Source organism: Bradyrhizobium sp. AUGA SZCCT0283 (assembly GCF_018130385.1).
Lineage (GTDB): Bacteria > Pseudomonadota > Alphaproteobacteria > Rhizobiales > Xanthobacteraceae > Bradyrhizobium.
The window spans coordinates 1-23,557 of sequence record NZ_JAFCLU010000003.1 but is presented as its reverse complement, the minus strand read 5'-3'; the positions used below and the strand labels follow the sequence as shown (position 1 = coordinate 23,557).

Sequence of the window (23,557 nt, the reverse complement as noted above, 5' to 3'; positions counted from 1 at the left end):
CTTCACGATCGTGATGCCGCAGACCACTGTGTGACCACGTTAAGACATTTGGCCGCAGTCCATTGTTGCTTGCCCTGGGGGGCGCCGGAACGGGACTGCCAAGTAGGGTGATGGGGATCGTCATGAAGAAACTGGCTTTGTTAGCAACGGCGCTGGCATTGGTATCGGGCTCGGCTTTCGCTGCGGATCTGCGGGTGAAGGCAGTCAAGGCCCCGCCGCCGCCGGCATTCGATCCCTGGGACATCGCGTTCGGCAGTGCGATCACCAACGATTACGTCTTCCGCGGCATCACCCAGTCCAACCACAAGCCCTCGGTCAGCGTCTATTTCGAGCCGCGCTACAACGTCACCAAGGACTTCCAGCTCTATGTCGGCCTGGGCGGCGCGAGCATCTCGTTCCCCAACCGTGCCGCGGCTGAAGTCGACGCTTACGGCGGCGCGCGCCTGACGGTTGGCCAATTCGCCTTCGACGTCGGCGCCTGGGGCTACCTCTATCCGGGCGGCACCTGTCATTACGGCGCCGCAACTGACACTGCGGGCGTGCCGCTCAGCAACGAATGTCAGATCAATGCCCTGCTCAACGGCAACGTCATCAAGAAGGACCTCAGCTTCTTCGAGGTCTATGGCAAGGTGAACTACACCTTCAACGACAACTTCTCGATGGGCGGTAACGTCTATTATACGCCGAGCTTCCTCAACAGCGGCGCCGACGGCACCTACGCCTCGATCGTCGGCAAGGCGATCGCGCCGAGCGCCTGGTTCGGCGCCAGCGGCATCGGCATGTATGTGTCGGGTGAATTCGGCCGCCAGTGGCTGGGCACCTCGAGCTCGTTCTACGGCGTCCCGGCGTTCCCGAACGGCATCAACTATGCCGACTACAACACCTGGAACATCGGCGTCGGCTTCACCTACAAGGTGTTCACGCTGGACTTCCGTTACTCCGACACCAACCTGTCGAAGGGTGATTGCAACGCTTTCACCAGCGACTTCTCGGCCCGCGGCAACATCAACGGAACGAACCTTGGCACCTTCGTGACCCCGATCAATCCGACGGGCGTCGGTTCGAACTGGTGCGGCGCGGCCGGTATCGTCAAGCTCTCGGCTGACCTGACCGCGATGACCAACCTGAAGTAAGATCTTCCTGGCGAAGACGAGGGGGCGGCAGAGCGATCTGCCGCCCCTTTTCTTTTGGATGGCGCGGATGAAACGGGATTGGCGGCGCGGGCTGTGGAAAGCGATCTCCCGCAACGATCACCGCAACGTCGTGGCGGGCGCGGTCGCAGGGCTGGGCGGCGCCATCGCCATCGGTGTGATGGAGCTGTTCTCGTTCGCCGCGCATTATCCGCTTGCGGTGATTCCGTTCGCCACCTCGATCGTGCTGGTGATCGGATCGCCGGATGTGGAGCCGGCGCAGCCGCGCGCCTTGATCGGCGGTCATCTGATATCGGCGCTCGTCGGCCTTGCCGTATTGAAGCTGACCGGGCCGCAGGCTTGGGCCGCGGCCGCAGCCGTCGGCGTTTCCATTCTGGCGATGTACGTGACCGGGACCTTTCACCCGCCGGCGGGCATCAACCCGCTGCTGGTGGTATCGGGCAATCTGCCATCGACGTTCCTGCTGGCGCCGGTGCTGGCCGGCGCGGTGCTTTTGACCGCGTTCTGTTATGTCTGGCACCGCGGGGTGCGCCGCCAGCCCTGGCCGCGGCGCTGGCTTTGAGAAGGAGCGGGGCTACGACTTGGCCGGCTCGTCGGCGTCCCGTAGCGCAAACCGTTCCCCATCGCGCACCAGGCTGACATTGCGCTGATGGAAGGCGTCCAGCGTCGAGCGGTGGCCGATCGAGACGATTGTGGTTTGAGGCAATTTCTCCTCGAGCAGGCGATACAACGCGGCCTCCGAGGGTTCGTCGAGCGAGGCGGTCGCCTCGTCGAGGAACAGGTAATTCGGCTCGTGCAACAGCGCGCGTGCGAGCCCGAGACGCTGCTGCTCGCCCAGCGAGAGTGTGCGATTCCAGTGCCCATGCTCGTCGGTCTGCGACACGAGCTTGGGCAAGCCCACCGATTTGATCGCGCCGCTGATCTGGCTGTCGGTGAATGTCCCCTCCTTGGCCGGATATTCGACTGCCCCGCGCAGCGATCCGGTCGGGAAATACGGCCGCTGCGGCAGCATCATCAAGGTTACCCCCGCCGGCACGGCGATCGAGCCGGCGCCGAACGGCCAGATCCCGGCGATGGCGCGGAACAGCGTGGATTTGCCGGAGCCGGACGGGCCGGTGACCAGCGTGCGCTCGCCCTTGCGCAAGCTGAATCCATCGGCGTTCACCAGCGGCGTTCCGTTTGGCAGTTGCAGCGCCAACTCCTTGAGGTCGATGGAGTCATCGCCCGCCGCTGCGGTGACGTGAATGCGGTCTTTGCGGGTTGTAAGTTCGTCCGCCGCCGCAATGCCCGCCTCGAACCCGTCGAGGCGGTTGACCACGGCCTGCCACTCCGCCAGTTGGCGGTAGATGCTGATGAAGAACGAAAGCGCGCCCTGCACGCTCGAAAATGCCGATGCGGTCTGCATCATGCCGCCGAGCTGGATCTTTTCCGCGAAGTAGGCCGGCGCCACCAGAATGTAGGGAAAGATCACCGACGCCTGATTATAGCTGGCCGTGAACGCCGTCACCTTCTTGGTCCGGCTCATGATGGCAAGCCAGTTCTCCACCACGCGCCCGAAGCGAACGAGAAGGCGTTCGCGTTCGGCGGTCTCGCCGTGCAGCAGCGCGATCTGTTCGGAGTTTTCCCGCACGCGCACCAGGTTGAAACGAAAGTCCGCCTCGTATTGCTGTTGCCGGAAGTCGATGCCGACCAGCGGCCAGCCGATCAGATGGGTCAGGATGGTGCCGAGCACCGAATAGATCAACGCGCCCCAGACCAGGTAGCCCGGAATTGGATAGTCCTGACCGAACATGTGCAGCGGCGCGGCGTTCGAAAGGCCCCACAGGATCGCGACAAAGGAGGCCAGCGTGACGATCGAGCTCAACAATCCGACCCCGATGTTGAGCGTGCGATCGACGAATAGCTTGACGTCGTCGGTCATGCGCTGATCGGGGTTGTCGGCAGCGTCGCCCTGAAGCTGCATCCGGTAGTGGTTGGCCCGGTGCAGCCACTCACCGAGATATTGCGCGGTCATCCAGCGCCGCCAGCGGATCTGCAGCCATTGATTGAGATAGAGCTGGTAGACCGCGAGCACGATGTAAACCGTCGCAAGGACGCTGAAATAGATGATCTCGCTGACGAACGTGTCCCAGTTTCGTTCCTGCAGCGCGTTGTAGAAACGGTTGTTCCACTGATTGAGCAGGACGTTGATGCCGACGATCGCAAGCTCAATGGCGATGACGGCCGCCAGCAGGCCGCGGCCGGCCCATTTGTCCTCGGAGCGGAAGTAGGGGGCGGCGATACGCCATACCGTGGTGAGCGTCGGGCGGATGTTGTTCACAGATCACCGTCTCTGGAGGAGGGCCTCAAGGCCTTGAAGGGATGGAGGAATTAGAGGGCGTGCGACAAAAGTTTATGTGATTCCCGGCCTGCGGCAGCTTGTCGCAGCCTCTGCCGAGAGCCTAGCATGGCCAGAACGGCGAGGGGCCAACGGCCATCAAACTTCGCGAGGTTGTGAGCGGACTTTTGGCGAAGCCAGAGCCGCCCGATCCCGCCTTTGAGAGGTTGTCCCGCATCCGCCAGGTGAGCCGGTCCACGCCGGCGGCCGCACTGAATAACACTGAATAACAATGTCGGGAGAAACCGCAATGTGGGATCAAATCTATAATCCGCTTGGCAACGCCGCGCTGTCGACGATCGCCGCCGCCGTGCCTGTCGTCACGCTGCTGGTGCTGATCGCCAGCGGCAAGGTGAAGGCGCATCTGGCGGCCATCATCGCGCTGATCGTCGCCAACATCATCACGATAGCCATCTTCACTATGCCCGCCGGCATGTCGATCCGCGCCTCGCTGCTTGGCGTCGTGATCGGCTTCTTTCCGATCGGCTGGATCGTGCTCAACGTCATCTTTCTCTACCGCATCACGGTCGAGACCGGCCGGTTTGAGTTGCTGCAGCGGGCGATCGGCGGCGTCACCACCGATCGCCGGCTGCAATTGCTCCTGATCGCGTTCGCCTTCGGCGCGTTCTTCGAAGGAGCGTCCGGCTTCGGCACGCCGGTGGCGATCACGGGCGCGGTCCTGATCGGGCTCGGCTTCTCGCCGCTGGCAGCCTCCGGCCTTTCGCTGATCGCCAACACCGCACCCGTCGCCTATGGCGCGCTCGGCACGCCGATCCAGGGTCTGGCGTCGGTGACCGGCCTCGATCCCTATGTGCTCGGCGCGATGGTCGGCCGGCAATTGCCGTTCTTTTCGCTGATCGTGCCGTTCTGGCTGATCTGGGCGTTCGCCGGCTGGCGCGGCATGATGGCGATCTGGCCGGCGGTTCTCGTCACCGGCGTCTCGTTCGCGATCCCGCAATTCGTGATCTCGAACTACATCAATCCGTGGATCGTCGATATCGGCGCGTCGCTGATCTCGATGGGCTGCCTGATCCTGTTCCTCCAGGTGTGGCAACCCCGCGAGCTCTGGCTGTCCCCGGCGCTGCGCGGAAATGATGAATCGGCGGCGACCATGGCGCCGGCCAAGCCGCTGGATACGGCGAAGCTCAGCCAGGCGCAGCTCTGGAGCGCGCTGTTGCCGTGGATCATCGTCTGCGCCGTGATGCTGATCTGGGGCAGTGGCGCGTTCAAGACCTGGGCGAATTCGATCTTCGTCTGGAAATATCAGGTGCCCGAGCTGCACAACATGATCAACAAGGTGCCGCCGGTAGCCGCAAAACCGACGCCCGAGGCTGCGCTGTTTGACTTCACCTATCTGTCCTTCACCGGGACGGGCATGCTGATCGCCGCGATCATTTCCGGCTTCCTGATGGGCTTCTCGCCGCTGAAGATGGTCGCGGAATATGGCCGCACCATCAGGCTGTGCGCGATCTCGTTGATCACGATCTCGGCAATGCTCGCCATCGGTACGCTGACGCGGCTCTCCGGCGTCGACGCCACGCTCGGCCTCGCCTTTGCCGCCACCGGCGTGTTGTATCCCTTCTTCGGCACGCTGCTCGGCTGGCTCGGCGTCGCGCTGACGGGATCGGACACCGCTTCCAACGTGCTGTTCGGCAATCTGCAGAAGATCACCTCCGAACAGCTCGGTCTGTCCCCGGTGCTGATGGCGGCCGCCAACTCTTCCGGCGGCGTCATGGGCAAGATGATCGACGCCCAATCGATCGTCGTCGCCTCGACCGCGACCAACTGGTACGGCCACGAAGGCTCGATCCTGCGCTACGTCTTCCTGCATTCGATCGTGTTGGCCTGCCTTGTCGGCGTGCTGGTGACGCTGCAGGCCTACGTCTATCCGTTCACAGAGCTGGTCCTGAAATAGGCGCCATCGACGGTTAGCCAGCAATCCCCGCGGTCCGCCGCGGGGATTTTTTGTCGGCGCGGCCTCTGTGCTTTCGAACTGGTCTAGCCAATGGCGGACTTGTCCAATAGAACGGCGCGCGGCGGTGGGGTCTGGTATTCGAGAGGTCGCATGGTTTCGTTCGCACGTATGTCCCGGGCAGGTATCGCTTCGCTCTTGCTGATCGCCACCGCCCTGTCGTTCAGCCCGGCGCGGGCCGATGACGGCTTTCCGTTCGGAACGGAAATGCAGCTCGACGTGAACCGTCAGCCCGGATCCAAGCGGATACCCAATCTGGAGATCGGCGATGCCGGCGAGGTGGTCCTCGAACTCTGGTGCAAGGGCGGCAAGGGCCAGTTTTCGGTGGCGGGCAACACCGTGATCTTCGCCGCCGGCGCGATGGAAAACCGGCCCTGTCCGCCGGACCGGGCCCAGGCCGATGACGAGTTGATCGCGGCCCTGACGGAAGCGGGCACCTGGAAGCGGCAGGGCGATTTCGTGTCGTTCGTCGGCGCGAAGACGCTGCGGTTCCGCATCAATACGAACTAGGTCGGGAGCTCGTGGCCCTCGTACCGGTCGGGTAAGGGATGAGTGAAGCGGAGATCGACATAGGACCCGAAGATCCCAGGCAGCCGGACGTCCGGCGCATGATTGCCGAGTCTGACGCATACATGCAGGCGCTGTATCCGTCCGAAAGCAATCACCTCGTGGATGTCGACGCACTCGCGACATCCGACACGGTGTTTCTTGTCGCGCGTCGTAACGGCGAGCTTCTCGGATCGGTCGCGTTTCGGGTCATCACCCCTGGGCACGCCGAAATGAAGCGCATGTTCGTGCGCGCCGAGGCCCGCGGAAGCGGATTAGGGCGGCGTTTGCTCGAAGCGCTGGAAGATGCGGCCCGCCAGCGGAATGTTGATCGTATCAGTCTGGAGACGGGCATAAAGCAGCCAGAGGCGATCGGGCTCTATCGCGCGTCTGGCTATCAGGACTGTCCGCCGTTCGGCACCTACACGCCTGACCCGCTTAGCCTGTTCATGACCAAACGCCTGCAGCCTTGATCTGCAGATAACGGTCCACCAGTTCGTCAGGGCGGGCTCATACGCGCTGATGGGTCTGGTCGCGTGGCCGCGCGAGCCAGGTCGGGAGCTCGGCTACTGCGCCGCAATCAATCCGCTGGCGGTGGCGATGACCCAGCGGTTGCCCCAGCGCACGATGGACTCCACGCGTCCGATTCCAGGAATTGTGTCGCCGCGTGCGGCCATCCGAATTCCATCAGGACCTTCGAGAACGGCGGTGCCGTCCCTGACATCGACAACCGTCCAGCCGGGAATCGTCGCCGGCCTGGTTTCCGGCGCCGCCACCAGGGGCTGCCGCATCGCGATCGCAGCGGCGGAAGGGACCGCATTTGCCTGGGCGGCCGGGCCCGCAGACGGCCGTGCAGCCGGCAACAGGGCGGATGGCTTGGGAATGCTTCCGACAATGGCGGGCGAATCTGACGCGGATGCCGTCTTTCGAGTGCCTTCAATCCTGCCGCTTGATCGTGCGTCAGAAATTCGCGGCGAGGGCGTTTCTTTCTGCGCAACGGCTACAACATCGAGCGTGCTTGCGAACTGGGGCCAATTCAGGCCGCCGGCCCATCCCAGTCCAAAGCTTGCCACTACTGCCACAGTGACCAGCACGGCGGCGCGTGCTCGATCGCCAAATGGCTCCCGCACCACCAATACTTCGTCGCGATCGGGTTTCAGGAAATTCCACAGGCCCGCGGATTGCTCCCGCCACTGTCCGGCAACCACATTCCCCGACCAATTGCTCTCAAAGGTACTCGGCTCGCGGTCTTGCATGACGTGACCTACATTTTGGTGAACCGATGATGTTCCTCTAAACTGAATCGAATCTTAACAATCAAAGCCCGGGACCAGATCATTGCGCACTGCACCGCGGCGGAAGGCATTAATTCGCGCAACCTGCCGGCCGCCCTATCGTGCTGGCATGCGGCTCACTTCCACACGCTCCTGTCGGCGTCCCAGCGCTGGCCCTTGAACTCTTTTGCCAGCGCGGCGACCGAGCCATTGTCGTCCTTCGGCTCGCCGCCTTCCTCGTCGCCGGTTGATTCCTCCGTCAGGTTCAGCTTGGGGCCTGCGCCTTCATCCGCTGTCGTGATCACCGGGCTCGAGATCCACAGCATCAGCCTGTCCGACGCGCCCGGTTTGTCCGGCGAGACCAGCGCGGTGACTTCGACGCTTTCGGTGAGGCCGAGCGGCGGATAGACCGGGCTCGGCCGCTTGAAGGTCAGCTTCAGTTTGCCGGTGTTGGCGTTCCATTCAGCACCCGCCGGCTTGGCAGCAAGCGTCTTGGCCAGCACGGCCGACGTCGCCGATGCGATCTTGTCCTTGTTAATCTTGTCGCCGTCGCGCCATTCGGCCGCGGCAAAGCGGATGGTGCGGTCCATCTCGACAGCGCCGCTGGTCCATCCCGCCGCGACCACGCCTGGCATCGATTTGGCCTTCGCAATCAGCGCCGCGGCACGCTCCGGATCGGCCGTGAGGTTGATGGTCTGCTCGCCGGCGCGCAGCGCATCGCAGGAGATCGAAAGGCTCGAGAGCCCGACCTCGACGGCCTCGCCCTTCAGGCTTTTGAGGAAATCGAGCGCGGCGTCGAGCTTGACCCGCACGCCGAACGCCTCCGGCGAAACGTCGGTAAAATCCTTCGGCGCCGGGGTGATGCCGTCATCGCTGGTCTGGTTGTCCAAAAATTCCTTCTCGCTGAGATCGGAATTGTCCGTCGAAGTCACCTCGGTCACGGCCTGGCCAATCGTGATCTGGCCGCGGAATTCGAACGTGTCGCCGACAGGCTTGCGCGACAGCTTGACGGTGACCGGCAGCTTGTCACCGACGCTCTGCGTGGTGCCGGTGAGATTCTGGCCATTGACGGTGAGATTGGCGACGAAGCGGTCCTTGCGGTCGGAGCCCTTCGCAGCGGGGTAGCAGACGTCGAGCACGGCCGCGGTGACGTTCTTGCCCTGCCGGGTTTCCTTCAGGATGACGTCGGCGTTGCCGTCCATCAGGCCGTCGATCGCAGTGAAATAGCGCGTCTCGGCCGCGCCCGGCGCCGTCTTGGAGGGAAGTTTCATCTGGGCGAAAGCAAGGCTCGGGGAGACCGTGATCAGACCGAGCAGGAGAAGGAAGCGCGCGCGCATATGAAATTCCCTGAAACGATGGAATCGGCAGGGGTCGTAAGTAGCAAACCCCGGCAGCGTTTTCGAGCCAAGCACGTCCTGACCCGATCGGGCGCGCTTCATCGTCAAAAAAGCCAAAAAAGAAGGCCGCCCGGAGGCGGCCTTCGACTGATTGATCGGGAACGCCGGGCTTAGAAGCCCATGCCGCCCATTCCACCCATGCCGCCGCCACCGCCGGGCATCGCCGGCGCGGGCTCCCTCGGCAGTTCGGCGACCATGGCTTCGGTGGTCACCAGCAGGCCTGCGACCGACGAAGCGTCCTGCAGCGCGGTACGAACCACCTTGGCCGGGTCGATGATGCCCTTGTCGACCATGTCGACATATTCCTCGGTCTGGGCGTCGAAGCCGAAGGTCTCGGACTTGTTTTCGAGGATCTTGCCGACCACGATCGAGCCTTCGACACCGGCGTTTTCGGAGATCTGGCGAACCGGGGCTTCCAGCGCCTTCAGCACGATATTGATACCGGCCTGGACGTCGGAATTGTCGTTGTGGATGCGGCCGACGGCCTTCTTGGCGCGCAGCAGCGCCACGCCGCCGCCCGGCACGATGCCTTCCTGGACGGCCGCACGGGTCGCGTTGAGGGCGTCCTCGACGCGGTCCTTCTTTTCCTTGACCTCGATCTCGGTCGCGCCGCCGACGCGGATCACCGCGACACCGCCGGCGAGCTTGGCCAGGCGCTCCTGGAGCTTCTCGCGGTCGTAGTCCGAGGTGGTTTCCTCGATCTGCGCCTTGATCTGCGTGACGCGGGCTTCGATGTCCTTCTTCTTGCCCGAGCCTTTGACGATCGTGGTGTTTTCCTTGTCGATCACCACCTTGCCGGCGCGGCCGAGCATGTTGATGGTGACGCTTTCGAGCTTCATGCCGAGTTCATCTGATATCAGTTGACCGCCGGTCAGGATCGCGATGTCTTCCAGCATCGCCTTGCGGCGATCGCCGAAGCCCGGCGCCTTGACGGCGGCGACCTTGAGCCCGCCGCGCAGGCGGTTGACCACGAGCGTTGCCAGCGCCTCGCCCTCGACGTCCTCGGCGATGATCAAAAGCGGACGGCCGGACTGCACCACGGCTTCCAGCACCGGCAGCATCGACTGCAGGCCGGACAGCTTCTTCTCGTGCAGCAGCACGTAGACGTCTTCCAACTCGGCGGTCATCTTTTCGGCGTTGGTGATGAAGTAGGGCGACAGGTAGCCGCGGTCGAACTTCATGCCCTCGACGATGTCGACTTCGGTATCGAGCGACTTGTTCTCCTCGACCGTGATGACGCCTTCATTGCCGACCTTCTGCATCGCCTGCGCGATCATCTTGCCGATGGCGGTGTCGCCGTTGGCCGAGATGGTGCCGACCTGGGCGACTTCGGAGGAGGAGGCGACCGGCTTGGCGCGCTTCTCGATGTCCTTGACGACGGCGTGGACCGCGATGTCGATGCCGCGCTTGAGGTCCATCGGGTTCATGCCGGCGGCAACCGCCTTGGCGCCTTCGCGCACGATCGCCTGCGCCAGCACGGTCGCGGTGGTGGTGCCGTCGCCGGCGGTGTCGTTGGTCTTGGAGGCGACCTCGCGCAGCATCTGCGCGCCCATGTTCTCGAACTTGTCCTCGAGTTCGATCTCCTTGGCGACGGTGACGCCGTCCTTGGTGATGCGGGGAGCGCCGAAGCTCTTCTCGATCACGACGTTGCGGCCCTTCGGGCCGAGCGTCACCTTCACCGCGTTGGCGAGAATATCGACGCCGCGCAGCATGCGGTCGCGGGCGTCGCCGGAAAATTTAACGTCTTTGGCAGCCATTTGAATGCTCCTGGAAAATGGACCTCATCCCTTGCATAACGGCTTCGCGGTTATGGCTGAGGAGCGGGCATCGCCCGCGTCTCGAAGGATGAATTTGTGCGGATGTTCACCCTTCGAGGCGGCAGCTTCGCTGCCTCCTCGGGGGTGAGGGCAGCGTGCCTTAGGTCAGCACGCCCATGATGTCGCTCTCCTTCATGATCAGGAGTTCCTCGCCGTCGAGCTTGACCTCGGTGCCCGACCATTTGCCGAACAGCACGCGGTCGCCGACCTTGACGTCGATCGGAATCAGCTTGCCGGACTCGTCGCGGCCGCCCGGGCCCACGGCGGTGACTTCGCCCTGCGACGGCTTTTCCTTGGCGCTGTCGGGAATGATGATGCCGCCCTTGGTCTTCTCTTCGGCATCGATGCGCTTGACCACGACGCGGTCGTGCAGCGGACGGAATTTGGATTTGGCCATGACGTCTCCTCTTGAAGTTCCTTTGGAAGGCGTGGTTTCAGGTCTGTGCCATCGAAAATGGCTGATAATGCCGGGTATTCGACGCCGCCCCGGGCGGGACAGCATGACCCTTAGCAATCGTGGTATTTGAGTGCTAAACGTGGGGCCGGGGAATATGGCTTGGCGCTGATCCTGTCAAGCAAACAAGGGGGTTAAGGCCTTGGTGAGGCCAATATAGGATGCTCCCACGGAAACCAAATCGGTGCAGCGGCGTAATTTTAACGGACGTCATTGCTCCGGCAGGCTTTTTGCGATTGGCTGCCTATCGACTGCTTGACGGGAGCGGCCAAGGATTTGCCAGGGAATTGTTCGGGGGAATGCGATGATTAGCTCACGTAATGCGCGTACGGTTGCCAATCTGGCGATCGCGTCGGCGCTGACGATCTTGCTGGCGGCGTGCAGCAGCATGAGCCTGCCGTCGCTGTCGTCCAGTTCGGCGCCCGAGGCCGAGCCCGGCGTCGCGCCCGAAATGCCCGCCACCATCCGCGCCGACGAAATCGTCGGCCGCTGGGGCCTCGCCTCGTTCCAGAATCCCAATGACCGCCCCCGCACCGAGGCCGCTGCGCGAGGGCAGTGCAAGCAGCCTTACGTGATCGGCGCCGGCCAGTCCGGCGGCGTGGTCATGCATCTGGCCGACCAGGCCACCCCGCAGGAACTGCGGCTCAAGGGCAGCCCGAGCGGCAAGAACTATATCGGTCCGGCAGGCCCGACGCCGGGCGAGCAGGACCGCGAGATCGTCTCGTTCGACGGCCGCGTGCTGATCACCCGCTTCATCGACAAGGATGCTGCGGTCCGCTACGGCAACATGGTCTATGTCCGCTGCGCGCCGCGGGCGTGAGGCGGCATGAATTCGTCATTGCCTGCGACAAACGCGAAGCGTTTGGCAAGGGAGCGTCAGCGATGAAGCAATCCACACTTGCTTCGCCGCCCCATGGATTGCTTCGCTTCGCTCGCAATGACGACTGAACAAAAAAACGCCGGCATCGCTGCCGGCATTTTGTTTAGTCAGCGTTAACCAGTCCGATCAATCGAACAGCGCGTCGATGTCGTTCTGCGAGGCGTGACCGTCGTCGCCGTCCAGCTTCGGGCCGTTCAGCAGCTTGGCGTCGCCTTCGCGGGTATCGACGATCGGGGGCGCGTGCGCCCTGATGGCATCGACGCCACCCCAGATGTCCATCATCGCATTGATGTGCTGCTCGATGAACTTCATCGTGCTCATCACCTTGCTGATGCGCTGGCCCGTCAAGTCCTGGAAATTGCAGGCCTCGAAGATCGAGACGACGCGTTCCTGGATTTCCTCGCTGAGCAGCTTCTGCTGGTCGGGCGAGATGTTCTTGGACAATGCGGTGGCCGCCTGGTCGATCGCTTCGGTGGCTTCGAGAATCTGCTGGGTGGCCTGTTCGGTGCCGCCGACGACGGCGCCGAGCTCGCCATTGACCTTGGCCATTTCCTGGCCGTCAAAGCTCTTGCCGTGCAGCGTGGCGATTTCGCGTTTGGTGCGGTTGATCGCATCGTGAATGAGGTCGAGCTCGACCTTGAGCTTCGCGCACTGCTCGATCTGGGCGCGATAGGTTTCCAGCAGGGCGTGCGATTCGGCAATCTCGCGCGTGACCTCCGACTGCTCGGTCGAAGCGGCGGGGGTGTGGCCGAAGCCCGCCATCTGTGCACGGATCGCGCGCAGCTCGGCCATGATCTCACGATGCATCGGGCCGATCTCGCCGCCTTCGACGGCAGGCATGACAATTGGCGCGTCGCCCAGAAGAGCTTGTTCGATACGAAAACGTTTGCGGTTGACCGACATGAGTTTTTCCCACCCCTTCACTTCCGGTGTGTTTTAAACCGATGCGATTTAACGTGAGGTTCACGCCGGAACGCTTCGTGGCGGCGGTTTCCCCGCGGCCGCATACCAACGATTAACCATGAGGGGAGCGCGTTCACGCAAAATAAACGCTATCGGACAAATCCGCGCGCGATTGCCGACGTGGTGAATCGAAACGCCTGATCTGTTTACCAAACCGATTAGGTTTTGATTTGTATTGCTCGCATGCAGCGGCGTTCGTCGAGCCGCCGCCAACCCGCAATGACGAACAGTACAGAGTACGTCGATGTCCGGAAAAATCTCCCTTGCGCTCCTTGCGAGCGCGTCTTGCCTTTGCTTCGCCAGTGAGGCTTTAGCGATCGACGCCTCGCCAATTGCCGAACCCAGCGTGATCTACGCCCGTGAGCCGGCGCCGGCGCGCATGGCCTCTGCTGAACGCTCCAACATGGGCGGCGGCTTCATCGAATTCCTGTTCGGCGACATGCCGCAGGGCGGGCGCTATCAGCGCGTGCCGGCCTATCAGCCGCAGCCCGATTACGGATATGGCGGGCGGCGCGCGCTGCTGCCGCCGATGGATCCGCAGCAGTCGATGCGCCGGGAGGAGGAAGCGGTCGACCCCGCGCAGCGTCCGCTCGATCCGAAATACGAAAAGCAGGTGGTCGAGTATCACGGCAAGGAAAGCCCGGGCACCATCGTGATCGACACCCCGAACAAGTTCCTGTTCCTGGTGCAGGGCGACGGCAAGGCGCTGCGTTATGGCGTCGGCGTCGGCCGTCCCGGCTTCACCTGGTCGGGCGTCAAGACGGTCTCCGCGAAGAAGGAATGGCCGGCCTGGACGCCGCCGCCGGAAATGCTGGCGCGGCGTCCCGACCTGCCGCGGCACATGGAGGGCGGTCCGCAAAATCCGCTCGGCGCGCGCGCGATGTATCTCGGTTCGTCGCTCTATCGCATCCACGGCTCCAACGAGCCCTGGACCATCGGCACCAACGTGTCGTCCGGCTGCATCAGGATGCGCAACGAAGACGTGATCGATCTCTACGGCCGCGTCGGCGTCGGCGCCAGGGTGGTGGTGATCTGAGCGGTAGCCGATCGGACTCATGGAATCGAAACGGCCGCCCGATGGGCGGCCGTTGTTGTTTCAGCTCTCGCGTTGCTCAGGCGTAATCGCTGTCGCCATCGTCGCTGTCGTCGCCATCAAAGCCGTCGGAATCGTGATCCAGGTCATCATCGTCCTGCGAGCCCTGATCGAACAATCCCTGCCGCGAGCCGGTGTCGCTGTCGGCGCGCCGGCCCGACGAGCCGATGTCGTTGATCCCGGCGTCGCGCGCCAGATTGCCGCCGGACTGATCGCTCCATGGCCTGCGGTCTTCAATTCCGCCGCTATGGCCCGCGGTGTCGCCGAAGCTTTGGTGGTTGCCGCCGCCCATCATCGAGCGGATGCTGCCAGCCAATAGCGATCCGCCGACCACGCCGGCCGCGGCCGCTGCCGCCGTTCCGAGGAACGAGCCGCCGCCGCCAAATGCGGAAGGCTGCTGCTGCGCGCCGCCATAGGGCTGGGCGTAGGCCGGCTGATTATATTGGCCAGGCGTCTGGGTCTGCTGCAGCACCTGCCCGGTGTTCCAGGCCGGCCGGCTGCCGCCGGCCATCTCAGGCGCGCGAACATTGGGCACCGAACCCTGCGGCTGGTTCTGCCCGAAGATCGCATCGCGCATCGAATCGAGGAAGCCGCCGGATTGGTTTTGCTGACCCGCCGCTGCTTCCAATTCCTGGATGCGCATGTCGGCGCGCTTCAGCGCTTCGTCCTGCACCAGCGCCGTTTGCACCAGCGCATAGACCGCGTTGGGCGCGTTGCGCAGGCCCTGCATGATCGCTGACATCGCCTCCGGATCGCGCTTGGCGCTTTCCAGCTTGGCGAGCCGGTCGAAAAGATCGTCAATCAATTGGCGTTCTTGCGGTGTCATGGCCCTCTCCCTCGCGTCGGATCGTCGTCGACGCGCCGGGGAGATGTAGGGCGGGCTTTGTGTCGCAAGTAGTGGGTGGCCGAATTAAATTTTGGTAGGCGACAAAACGCCGGGATTTCCATAAGTCTTATCAACTCAATGTAACTTTATTCGCCGCCAGCAATGTCGGGAATCGATCGCTTGCCAGAAACGCGTGTTCCGCCTCGCGCTGGGTCGTCAGGGGATCGAGGCTCTCGAGGGTTTCATCGACAAAGCCGGGGTGGCACATCACCAGCCCGCCTTCCGGCAGTCCATCGAGGAAATGCCGCATCAGCACGCCGAAATCGGGCTGTTGCGAAAAATCATAGGCGCCGGCGAAGGCGGGATTGAACGGGATTTCGGCGATCGCGGCGCGCTTGCGGAATTGCGCGCTGAGGACGTCGAGCACCAGGGCCTTGGGCGCGCCGAGCAGCTTGGCCACGGGCTTGAGGCGTCCGCCCTGGCGGACCCAGGCGCCGGGGGCTGCGTCCTTCACCGCGCGCAGGAAGGCGTCGCGCACCCCAGGGAAGAGTTGCGCGTGCTGGTGGCCGTCGACGAAATCGGGCGCACGGCCGAACAGCTCCTTGAAGGCCGCAAGTTGTGCGAGCAGTTCGTCCTCGATCATTCCAGGATCGAGCCGCCGCAACAGCCCTGATCGCAGCATGGTCGGAAACGGCAGGAACAGCCCGCCATCGAGCGGCCGGAAATACATCGTCAGCGGACGAAACGGCGCGGTCAGCGTCGCGTGCAGGCCGATCGCGCAACGCGGGCTGTTCGCCGCTGCGTCCTGCAACGCGGCGACCTCGGCGCGCCCGATTGCCGGGCCTACCACCATCACCGAGGTCGCGTTGAGACGGCCGCGGGAGATCAAATCGCGAATGGCGCGGTTGACGCCATCGGCCAGCCCGTAATCGTCGGCGCACAGCCAGATCCGGCGCGGCGCAGCATCGTTCATTCCGCCGCGGTCCGCTCAGTGGCGCTCGCCGACGTCTCGCCATCGGCGCACTTTTCGGAATGCTCGGCGACGAAGTAGATCGGACGCGCCTTCAGCTCGGAGAGGATCTTGCCGATATATTCGCCGACGATGCCGATCATGATGAGCTGCACGCCGCCGATCGTCATCAGGCCGATCATCAGCGAGGGATAGCCGGGGACCTGCTTGCCGGTGGTCCAGACCTCCCAGAGAATGGTCAGGCCGAACAGGAAGGCGCTGATCGCCAGCAGCACGCCGAGCAGGCTGGCAAAGCGCAGCGGCGCCACCGAGAACGACGTCAAGCCCTCGATCGACAGGCCGATCAGCCGGCCCGGGCTGAACGTCGTGACGCCGTGCGCGCGCGGCGCTGGCTCGTAATCGACGCGGATCTGGCGGAAGCCGATCCAGTTCGACAGGCCCTTGAAGAAGCGGTTGCGCTCGGGAAGCTGGCGCAGCGCCGTGGCCGCGCGCGGCGACAGCAGGCGGAAATCGCCGGCATCCTCGGGGATCTTCTGCCGCGCGCCCCAGTTGATCAGCGCGTAGAAGCCGTGCACCGCCTGGCGGCGCAGGAACGATTCATTGTCGCGATGCGCCTTCGCCGTATAGACGACGTCGTAGCCGTCATCGATCCAGTGCGAGACCAGCTTTTCGACCATATCAGGCGGATGCTGGCCGTCGCCGTCCATGAACAGAACAGCGCCGCGCCTTGCATGGTCCAGCCCCGCCATCAGCGCGGCCTCCTTGCCGAAATTGCGCGACAGCGACACCACCTGGATGTCGAGTGCATCAGCGTCAAGCGTGCGTGCGATCGCCAGCGTATTGTCGGCGCTGCCGTCGTCGACATAGACCACTTCGCTGGCAAGGCCGTAACGCGCCTTCAGCGTGCGGGCGAGGCCGACCAGCCGCCCGTGCAGCAAAACGAGCCCCGCCGCCTCGTTGTACAGCGGCACGACAATCGACAGGCCTTGCGCCGCGGCGGCGCCGGCTGCGGTCGTCGACAGGCGGGAAACGTCAGAGCCGAGCGTCATCGATCAGGTCCCAGATTATCCAACCGTATATCCTACCTGCCGCCACCTGTCGCAACGATGAACGAAACGGCAGGCTTATTGCCGCAAGAACGCCTCGAGCCTGGCAAACAACGGGTTTTCCCGGTCGAGCACATAGTCGAGCGAGGCGATCGAAACCGTGTCGGCGCCGTGTTCACGCAGGAAACTGCCGAGCGCGTAAAGCTGCATCGGCGGGCAGTGCAGCGTGATCATGCCCGACGAGGTCGGCCCGCCGAACGGTGCTACCACGCCAAACCGGTTGTGGGCTTCCGCCAGCAGCGAATCGTTGCAGCCGGCGAACCGGGTGCGAACCTCGCGGTATTTGCTGGCCCGCGCCCGCGCGGCGATGTGGTCGAGGATGACGCGCGCGGTCTCGCGGGCGTCAGTCGACCAGTCGGCATCGCGGGACGCCACGAGGTTGGCCTGGCTGCGCAGGATCACGCCGTCGTCCAGCACCTTCAGCCCATTGGCGGCCAGGGTGGCGCCGGTGGTGGTGATGTCGACGATCATCTCGGCGGTGCCGACGGCAGGCGCGCCCTCGGTGGCGCCGGCGCTTTCGACGATGCGGTAATCGACCACGCCGTGGGAAGCGAAGAAGTTGCGCGTCAAATTGATGTATTTGGTCGCGACCCGCATCCGCCGGTTGTGCTGGGCGCGGAAACCGGTGGTGACGTCGTCGAGATCGGCCATGGTGCGGACGTCGATCCAGGCCTGCGGCACCGCGACCACGACATTGGCGCTGCCGAAGCCGAGATTGTCGATCAGCAGCACGCGCTTGTCGGCGTCCGCAATGCTTTCGCGCAGCAGGTCTTCGCCGGTGACGCCGAGATGCACCATGCCGCGCGCCAATTGCGAAGCGATCTCGCTCGCGGAGAGATAGGCGATCTCGACATTGTCGAGGCCCGCGATGGTGCCGCGATAGTCGCGTGCGCCGCGCGGTTTCGCCAGCGAGAGCCCGGCGCGCGTGAAAAAGGCCTCGGCGTTCTCCTGCAGGCGACCCTTGGAGGGAACGGCGAGAACGAAGGGGGCGGTCATGCGGCGCTCCCTTCCGAGACGGTTTTGCCTGACTGCGTCAGGGCCTCGATCCAGACCGAGAATCCGACCGCCGGGATCGGCGTCGGCGAACCGAGCTGCGTCATCAGGCCATCATAGCGCCCGCCCGCCACCAGCGGTTCGACGCCGTTGCCCAAGGTCTTCCCTGCGTCGTGCAGCTCGAATTCGAAGCCGGTGTAATAATCAAGCCCACGGCCGAACGAGGTGGAAAACCGCATGAGCTTCGTGTCGATGCCGCGTGCGGCCATGAAGCCGACGCGGCTTTCAAGCTGATCGATGGCGGCTGCAAGATCGAGCTTGGCGTCGGCTGCGAGCGCACGCAGTTGCGCCACCGATTCATCGGGATCGCCCGCGATGCCGAGGAAGCGCTTGATGATGGCAAGCGCGTCGCGCGGCAGCGCGCCGCCTTTCAGCGTCGATTGTTCGAGGAAGCGGTCGGCGATTTCGGCAACCGTCCGTCCGCCGACATTGGTGGTGCCGGCGATCGACATCAGGTCGGTGACCAGCGCCAGCGCCGCCTTGCGGTCGGAACCGGCAAGTGCGGCCAGCACGCCCTCATATTCGTTGCGGCCGGGCGCGGTCGAAAGCGTCAGCCGTTCGATGTCCTCAGTGAGGCTGACCTTGCGGTTGAAATCCTTGATCAGCCGCCGCCGCCACACCGGATAGAGATTGAGCGCGTCGATCAGCGCGGTGAACAGGGCGACGTCGCCGGTGCGGATGTCGACATTCTTCAGTCCGAAGGCGGAGGTTGCTTCCAGCGCCAGCGCCAGCATTTCGGCATCCGCCGCGGCGCGGTCCTGCCGGCCGAAGGATTCGATGCCGGCCTGCAGGAATTCGCTTGGGCAGCCGCCGCGATAGCGAAACACCGGCCCGAGATAGCTGAAGCCCGCGGGCTTTCCGGCGCTGGCGGAGGCGAGGTAGTCGCGCGCCACCGGAATGGTGAGGTCGGGGCGCAGGCAGAGCTCCTCGCCGGCGGCGTCGGTGGTGAGGTAAAGGCTCTTGCGGATGTCCTCGCCGGAGAGGTCGAGGAACGGCTCGGCCGGCTGCAGGATGCCGGGGTGGGCCTGGACGTAGCCGCCTTGTGCAAACGACAATAGCAGCGCGTCCGCCCAGGCGGCGGACCCGGCAGCACCTCTGACGACAGCGGTCGCGGTCATTTCAGGTCCAAATATCCGGAAAAACCGGGTTCCAGGGTTCGTTTGGGGCTCCCCGGGGGCTTCCGGGGCCTCGTTGGCGCAGGCCTTAGCACGGCCGGGGCGGCGTTTCGACAGGGATTGGCCAACTGAATTAATGGGTGGTGCTTCGCCGGATCAGCCCTCCATCGGCTATCCCGGCCCCTGCCAGTCCCCCAGCGCCGCCTGCACCAGCGCCAGCGCGGCGACGCCGGCGGTGTCCGCGCGCAGGATGCGGGGCCCCAACGACAGCCGCAGCGCCCTCGGCTGCCGCAGCAACAGCGCCCGTTCGTCCTCGGCAAATCCGCCCTCGGGGCCGATCACGACGTCGATCCCCTCGGCCGCAGATAATCCCTGTTGCAGCGCCTTGATGGGATTGCCGATGTCGGCCGCCTCGTCGCAGAACACCAGCAGGCGCTTGGTCTCGCGCTTGTCGAGAAAGCGGTCGAGCGCGATCGGCTCAGCGACGGCGGCAAGGCTCAGGATGCCGCACTGCTCGGCGGCCTCGACGACATTGGCGCGCATCCGCTCAACGTTGACCCGCGAAACCTGGGTGTGCCGCGTCAACACCGGCTGCAGCGCCGAGGCCCCCATCTCGACTGCCTTCTGCACCATGTAATCGAGGCGGGCGTGTTTCAGCGGCGCAAAGACATAGGCGATGTCGGGCAGGCGGTCCTGCGTCCGCGTCCGCGCGACGATCGTCAGACTGTCGGGCCGCTTGCGGCCCTCGATCTCCGCCTGCCACTCGCCGTCGCGGCCGTTGAACACCAGGATGTTTTCGCCGGCGGAAAGCCTGAGCACATTGCCCAGATAGTTGCTCTGGTTGCGCTCCAGCGCGATTTTCTCGCCCTCGCGCAAGGGGGCGTCGACGAACAGGCGAGGGGCGCGAAAATCGAGGTCAGGCATCGGTAATGTTCCGTTTCCGGGCGCTTTTAGCCTAAAGCGCTAGAATCCGGAGGCTGTTTTTGGCTTTCCGGCAGCCATGCGCCGCGCTGCTGCCCCAATCAACGGGTTGTTAAGCGTCGGCAGGAATCGTAAAAAGCCCGTCGCAAATCTGCGTCGTTCGGAAGACGTTGGGGCTGCCTGACCTTGCCGGAGAATAACCCTTGATGATTCGCCGCCTGATTGTGCCGCTGACCGCTGCCGTCGTGACCGTTCATGCCGGGCAAGTGTTTGCGCAAGGTGCGTTTCCGGCGCCATTGCCCAACCAGAGCGCGGCACCTGCGAATGCTTCGCCGTTTCCGCCAGTGAATGGCGCTGCGCCGTCGGCTTCGGTCGGCGCGCCGTCGCCGTTCCCGACGCAAGGTGCCGCCCCGGTCGGTGGCGGCTTCGGTGGCGGAGCGCCGCCGCCACAGGCCAGCGGTTCGGCGGACGCCTGCATGAAAGGGTTCGTTCCCCTGCGTGAGGAAGCCGAGCGGCGCGGCAAGCTGATCAAGGCCGCGAGCGACCGCAAGGCGCCGCCGGACGAGGCCTGCAAGCTGATTAAAAATTTCGGCCAGGCCGAACTGAAGATGATCTCATATGTCCAGACGAATTCCGCCAAGTGCGGAATTCCGCCGCAGATCGCCGATCAACTCAAGAACGGCCACAAGAACACCGAGAAGATGCAGAATCAGGTCTGTGCCGTCGCGCAGCAGGCGCAGGCACGGGGACCGGCCGGTCCGAGCCTCAGCGAAGTGCTGGGCTCTTCGGCGGCGCTCCCCGAGGCGCAGACTGTCAAGAAGGGCGGCAGCACCTTCGATACGCTGAACGGCAACGTTCTCGCGCGATGAGCCCGGTCCGATGAGCGACGCGACCGCCCGCGTTGCCGACGCGACCGGCAACTGGGTCGATACGCGCGCGCCGTCCTGGTCGCGGCCCTACTTGCGGCTTTCCCGTTTCGACCGTCCGATCGGATCGTGGCTGTTGCTGATGCCGTGCTGGTGGTCGGCGGCGCTGGCCGCCGGCATTGCCCACGACGTCTCGCAATTGCCGCTCGTGATTGTGCTGTTCTTGATCGGCGCCTTTGTCATGCGCGGGGCGGGGTGCGCCTGGAACGACATCACCGACCGCGATCTCGACGCGCGCGTCGAGCGGACGCGGTCGCGGCCATTGCCCGCCGGGCAGATCAGCGTGGCGCAGGCGTTTGCCTTCCTGGTCCTGCAGGCGCTGATCGGACTTCTGGTACTGCTGCAATTCAACCGCTTCGCGATCATGACCGGCATCGCCTCGCTCGTCATCGTCGCGGTCTATCCCTTCATGAAGCGTATCACCTGGTGGCCGCAGGTCGTGCTGGGCCTGGCGTTCTCATGGGGCGCGCTGATGGGGTTCGCCGTCACGCTCGGGCGGATCGATCTGACCGCGCTCGCGCTCTATGCCGGCTCGATCGCCTGGGTGATCGGCTACGACACGATCTACGCCCACCAGGACACCGAGGACGACGCGCTGATCGGCATCAAGTCCACCGCGCGCCTGTTCGGCGCGCGCACCCACCTGGCGCTTTCGGTGTTGTATTCGCTCGCGGTGGTCTTGATCGGCGCAGCACTGGTGCTGGGCGGCGCGCGCTGGCCGGCATGGATCGGCCTGATCGCCTTCGCCGCGCATCTCGCCCGGCAGATCCGGCGACTGGACATCAGCGATCCCGCGCTGTGCCTGCGCCTCTTCAGGTCCAACCGCGATGCGGGGCTGTTCTTGTTCGCGGGCTTGCTGGCCGATGCGGTGATGCGCTGAATCCGTGGAGCTATATAAATCCCTGACCTGGGACCGGGGCAAGGAACTTACGGATCATCGTCGCTTTACGTTGGCGACCAAAATCGACGTCTATTTTTGCGATCCGCAAAGCCCGTGGCAACGCGGGTCGAACGAGAATACCAATGGCCTGCTGAGACAGTACTTTCCTAAGGGCACCGACTTGTCGATGCATTCGCAAGCCCATCTGAACAAAGTGGCTCGTCAGCTAAACGAACGACCACGTGAGACCTTGCAATTTGAAACACCAGCACAGAGATTTAACGCCTGTGTTGCGTCGACCGGTTGAGCCGGCACCCGAACATCGGACATAATCAGATCGCCTCGGCATGTCTCAAAAAGTGCCGATAGTGTTGCAAAAGTCTAAAACTGAACGACGCCGAAAACCTCGCAAAAGCTGATTCTTAGCCGACTCCACCACTGCAATACTCCGTAGCGCTCATACGAAGCTCCGTGGTCGTTTTTGTGTGAATCGATGTGGCCCCTAATATCGCCGCGTGCGAAACGCATCAGCGGCCCTGAAAAATTCTGGTCGTCACCCCAAGAAGACTTTTTCAACACTATCTGCGATATCTCGGCATCGAGGTCGATGACGCCCTGGCAATAGCGGAACAAGTTGATGTCTGAAATACTTGCGCAGAGCGGACATGCTCTGCCCATCCGCCAACCGCCGGTTTGTGCCAATAGACGGCGTCCAGATGTTATTCAATCGCCTCTCCAGCTTGCGCGACGACCATGGTGAGGTTTGGGCTCGCGCAGCCCGTGGTAGTTCTCGCCATCTACAAGCACGGGCCGTACACCGAAGAGGTTCAGGCGACTCGCTGTTGGTTGCGAGAGGCTCCTTCACGATATTAGATAAGGCAACCTGAGACGTGTACTTTCAGCAGCTCGAGAGGTCGCAGACTTCCAATACCCTCAATGACTTTTCTAAAACACAGCTAGAAAACTCACTACTGCCAACGCAGTCATCGATCGCTTTGTTAGTTTGATCTGTCACACAGCGTGAGTAATTGTGGCCCTTGTCTTCCCCGAATTTCTGCCGAAATTTAGCGAGGCAGGATTTGCTCGCTTTTCCAGTCTGCGCGATCCACTTGTCACGATCGATTGGCTCCGCCTGAGCAAAAAGCGTCGACCCAAGCAACATCGCGATGACCAAAGCATATCGCATGTTCTTATCTCCGCCGGTTAAATCGGACAGACATCGAGCAGTGCAGCCACGAGGTCCGGCTTTGCCCTCTAGAGACCGGACATCGTCAGTCGAGCCGGCAATTTCCTTAAGGTGCCAATCCCAGTCTCGGCCAGCATGCCAGCATTTAGGGCAAGGCCGATCATGTTCTCGGTCCGGCCGACTCACTGCGCGGCGACCGTAATCCTTCGCTCGATATGCGGGCGTCCGAAAGGTAGCGCGGCCCCAATACCGGCACAGCATAGGTCATGTTGCCGCGCGATCAAAACGCACGCGACGAAACGTAGCATTGCATTCTTGTGCGCGAAGGCACGTCCTTTCGACAGATTGTATTTTATCGCTGGTGGGCGCGCGCTCGATAGAGGCCAGCGCATGCTTGAGCTTTGGAACAACTGGTACGACACCCTGGCCTCAGTGGAGGCGCTTGCCACTGTCATCGTCATTGTCCTGGTGGCTGCCGGCGCTATTACGCTGGCGGAAAGTCGGCGGCGATAAACGCGTCCGACAAAAGATTGATTTGGGGGAGACGTCGGCAAACCGGTCATTTAGACCAACCTAGAGCGCTTTCCACTTGATGCGGGTCATTGTCCATAGCCAGCATGCCGAAAGTAATTGACGCACTGCTGTGGCGC

General features: G+C 63.5%; 21 protein-coding genes and 1 pseudogene. 10 read left to right on the top strand and 12 right to left on the bottom strand.

Going from position 1 to position 23,557, the window contains the following annotated elements; genetic code table 11:
* The first annotated feature begins 122 nt into the window (after positions 1–122).
* Positions 123–1,133 carry a TorF family putative porin gene (locus JQ624_RS05640; RefSeq protein WP_212417877.1) on the top strand — a complete coding sequence of 337 codons (1,011 nt, stop codon included), beginning with the start codon at positions 123–125 and terminating at the stop codon, positions 1,131–1,133.
* A 67-nt stretch (positions 1,134–1,200) separates the two neighbouring features.
* Positions 1,201–1,713 carry an HPP family protein gene (locus JQ624_RS05635; RefSeq protein ID WP_212417876.1) on the top strand — a complete coding sequence of 171 codons (513 nt, stop codon included), beginning with the start codon at positions 1,201–1,203 and terminating at the stop codon, positions 1,711–1,713.
* 12 nt (positions 1,714–1,725) lie between these two features.
* Here JQ624_RS05635 and JQ624_RS05630 read toward each other — a convergent pair whose 3' ends face one another.
* On the bottom strand, positions 1,726–3,471 hold the full coding sequence (locus JQ624_RS05630; protein WP_212417875.1) for an ABC transporter ATP-binding protein/permease: 1,746 nt from the start codon (positions 3,469–3,471) through the stop codon (positions 1,726–1,728).
* 307 nt (positions 3,472–3,778) lie between these two features.
* On the opposite strand from JQ624_RS05630, the gene JQ624_RS05625 reads away from it, so the two are divergent.
* The 3 genes from JQ624_RS05625 (at position 3,779) to JQ624_RS05615 (ending at position 6,519) form a co-directional block, all read left to right on the top strand.
* Positions 3,779–5,443: an L-lactate permease gene (locus JQ624_RS05625; protein ID WP_212417874.1), complete on the top strand. Its 1,665-nt coding sequence runs from the start codon at positions 3,779–3,781 to the stop codon at positions 5,441–5,443.
* Between the two features lie 150 nt (positions 5,444–5,593).
* Entirely contained in the window at positions 5,594–6,010 is a 417-nt protein-coding gene (locus tag JQ624_RS05620; protein WP_212417873.1) for an META domain-containing protein, read from the top strand.
* A gap of 38 nt (positions 6,011–6,048) precedes the next feature.
* A complete protein-coding gene (locus JQ624_RS05615) occupies positions 6,049–6,519 on the top strand; it encodes a GNAT family N-acetyltransferase (protein WP_212417872.1) in 471 nt (156 codons plus the stop codon).
* A gap of 93 nt (positions 6,520–6,612) precedes the next feature.
* Here JQ624_RS05615 and JQ624_RS05610 read toward each other — a convergent pair whose 3' ends face one another.
* The 4 genes from JQ624_RS05610 to groES all read right to left on the bottom strand — a co-directional run bounded on the left by JQ624_RS05610 (position 6,613) and on the right by groES (position 10,931).
* Positions 6,613–6,837: a hypothetical protein gene (locus JQ624_RS05610; RefSeq protein WP_212417871.1), complete on the bottom strand. Its 225-nt coding sequence runs from the start codon at positions 6,835–6,837 to the stop codon at positions 6,613–6,615.
* Between the two features lie 620 nt (positions 6,838–7,457).
* Positions 7,458–8,657 (bottom strand): hypothetical protein, encoded by a 1,200-nt coding sequence (locus tag JQ624_RS05605; protein WP_212417870.1) that lies wholly within the window; start codon positions 8,655–8,657, stop codon positions 7,458–7,460.
* A gap of 170 nt (positions 8,658–8,827) precedes the next feature.
* The gene (groL, locus tag JQ624_RS05600) at positions 8,828–10,474 is read right to left on the bottom strand and encodes a chaperonin GroEL (RefSeq protein WP_212417869.1); all 1,647 of its coding nucleotides are present in this window, start codon (positions 10,472–10,474) and stop codon (positions 8,828–8,830) included.
* Between the two features lie 160 nt (positions 10,475–10,634).
* Positions 10,635–10,931, bottom strand: coding sequence for a co-chaperone GroES (gene groES / locus JQ624_RS05595; RefSeq protein WP_212417868.1), 297 nt, complete (start codon positions 10,929–10,931; stop codon positions 10,635–10,637).
* A gap of 361 nt (positions 10,932–11,292) precedes the next feature.
* Here groES and JQ624_RS05590 point away from each other — a divergent pair, with 361 nt between their 5' ends.
* A complete protein-coding gene (locus JQ624_RS05590) occupies positions 11,293–11,808 on the top strand; it encodes a hypothetical protein (RefSeq protein ID WP_212417867.1) in 516 nt (171 codons plus the stop codon).
* Between the two features lie 186 nt (positions 11,809–11,994).
* Here JQ624_RS05590 and JQ624_RS05585 read toward each other — a convergent pair whose 3' ends face one another.
* On the bottom strand, positions 11,995–12,771 hold the full coding sequence (locus tag JQ624_RS05585) for a protein phosphatase CheZ (RefSeq protein ID WP_212417866.1): 777 nt from the start codon (positions 12,769–12,771) through the stop codon (positions 11,995–11,997).
* A gap of 304 nt (positions 12,772–13,075) precedes the next feature.
* Between JQ624_RS05585 and JQ624_RS05580 the strand changes: the two genes are divergently transcribed.
* Positions 13,076–13,867: a L,D-transpeptidase gene (locus JQ624_RS05580; protein WP_212417865.1), complete on the top strand. Its 792-nt coding sequence runs from the start codon at positions 13,076–13,078 to the stop codon at positions 13,865–13,867.
* A gap of 76 nt (positions 13,868–13,943) precedes the next feature.
* Here the strand turns inward: JQ624_RS05580 and JQ624_RS05575 are convergent, their stop codons facing one another.
* The 6 genes from JQ624_RS05575 to JQ624_RS05550 form a co-directional block, all read right to left on the bottom strand.
* A complete protein-coding gene (locus JQ624_RS05575) occupies positions 13,944–14,750 on the bottom strand; it encodes a DUF2076 domain-containing protein (RefSeq protein ID WP_212417864.1) in 807 nt (268 codons plus the stop codon).
* Positions 14,751–14,880: 130 nt separating this feature from the next.
* Complete coding sequence (locus JQ624_RS05570; RefSeq protein WP_212417863.1) at positions 14,881–15,723, bottom strand: ChbG/HpnK family deacetylase; 843 nt, start codon at positions 15,721–15,723, stop codon at positions 14,881–14,883.
* Positions 15,720–16,769 (bottom strand): glycosyltransferase family 2 protein, encoded by a 1,050-nt coding sequence (locus JQ624_RS05565; protein ID WP_212417862.1) that lies wholly within the window; start codon positions 16,767–16,769, stop codon positions 15,720–15,722. Before JQ624_RS05565 ends, JQ624_RS05570 begins: the two co-directional genes overlap by 4 nt.
* A gap of 75 nt (positions 16,770–16,844) precedes the next feature.
* The gene (hisG, locus tag JQ624_RS05560) at positions 16,845–17,822 is read right to left on the bottom strand and encodes an ATP phosphoribosyltransferase (protein WP_212417861.1); all 978 of its coding nucleotides are present in this window, start codon (positions 17,820–17,822) and stop codon (positions 16,845–16,847) included.
* Entirely contained in the window at positions 17,819–18,997 is a 1,179-nt protein-coding gene (locus JQ624_RS05555; RefSeq protein ID WP_212417860.1) for an ATP phosphoribosyltransferase regulatory subunit, read from the bottom strand. Before JQ624_RS05555 ends, hisG begins: the two co-directional genes overlap by 4 nt.
* Before the next feature lie 168 nt (positions 18,998–19,165).
* On the bottom strand, positions 19,166–19,918 hold the full coding sequence (locus tag JQ624_RS05550) for a 16S rRNA (uracil(1498)-N(3))-methyltransferase (protein WP_212417859.1): 753 nt from the start codon (positions 19,916–19,918) through the stop codon (positions 19,166–19,168).
* A 203-nt stretch (positions 19,919–20,121) separates the two neighbouring features.
* Here JQ624_RS05550 and JQ624_RS05545 point away from each other — a divergent pair, with 203 nt between their 5' ends.
* The 3 genes and pseudogenes from JQ624_RS05545 to JQ624_RS05535 all read left to right on the top strand — a co-directional run.
* Positions 20,122–20,784, top strand: coding sequence for a hypothetical protein (locus tag JQ624_RS05545; RefSeq protein WP_212418181.1), 663 nt, complete (start codon positions 20,122–20,124; stop codon positions 20,782–20,784).
* 10 nt (positions 20,785–20,794) lie between these two features.
* The gene (gene ubiA / locus JQ624_RS05540) at positions 20,795–21,721 is read left to right on the top strand and encodes a 4-hydroxybenzoate octaprenyltransferase (protein WP_212417858.1); all 927 of its coding nucleotides are present in this window, start codon (positions 20,795–20,797) and stop codon (positions 21,719–21,721) included.
* Between the two features lie 7 nt (positions 21,722–21,728).
* Positions 21,729–22,028 (top strand): annotated as a pseudogene (locus JQ624_RS05535) (IS30 family transposase); the annotation flags it as partial.
* Between the last annotated feature and the right edge of the window lie 1,529 nt (positions 22,029–23,557).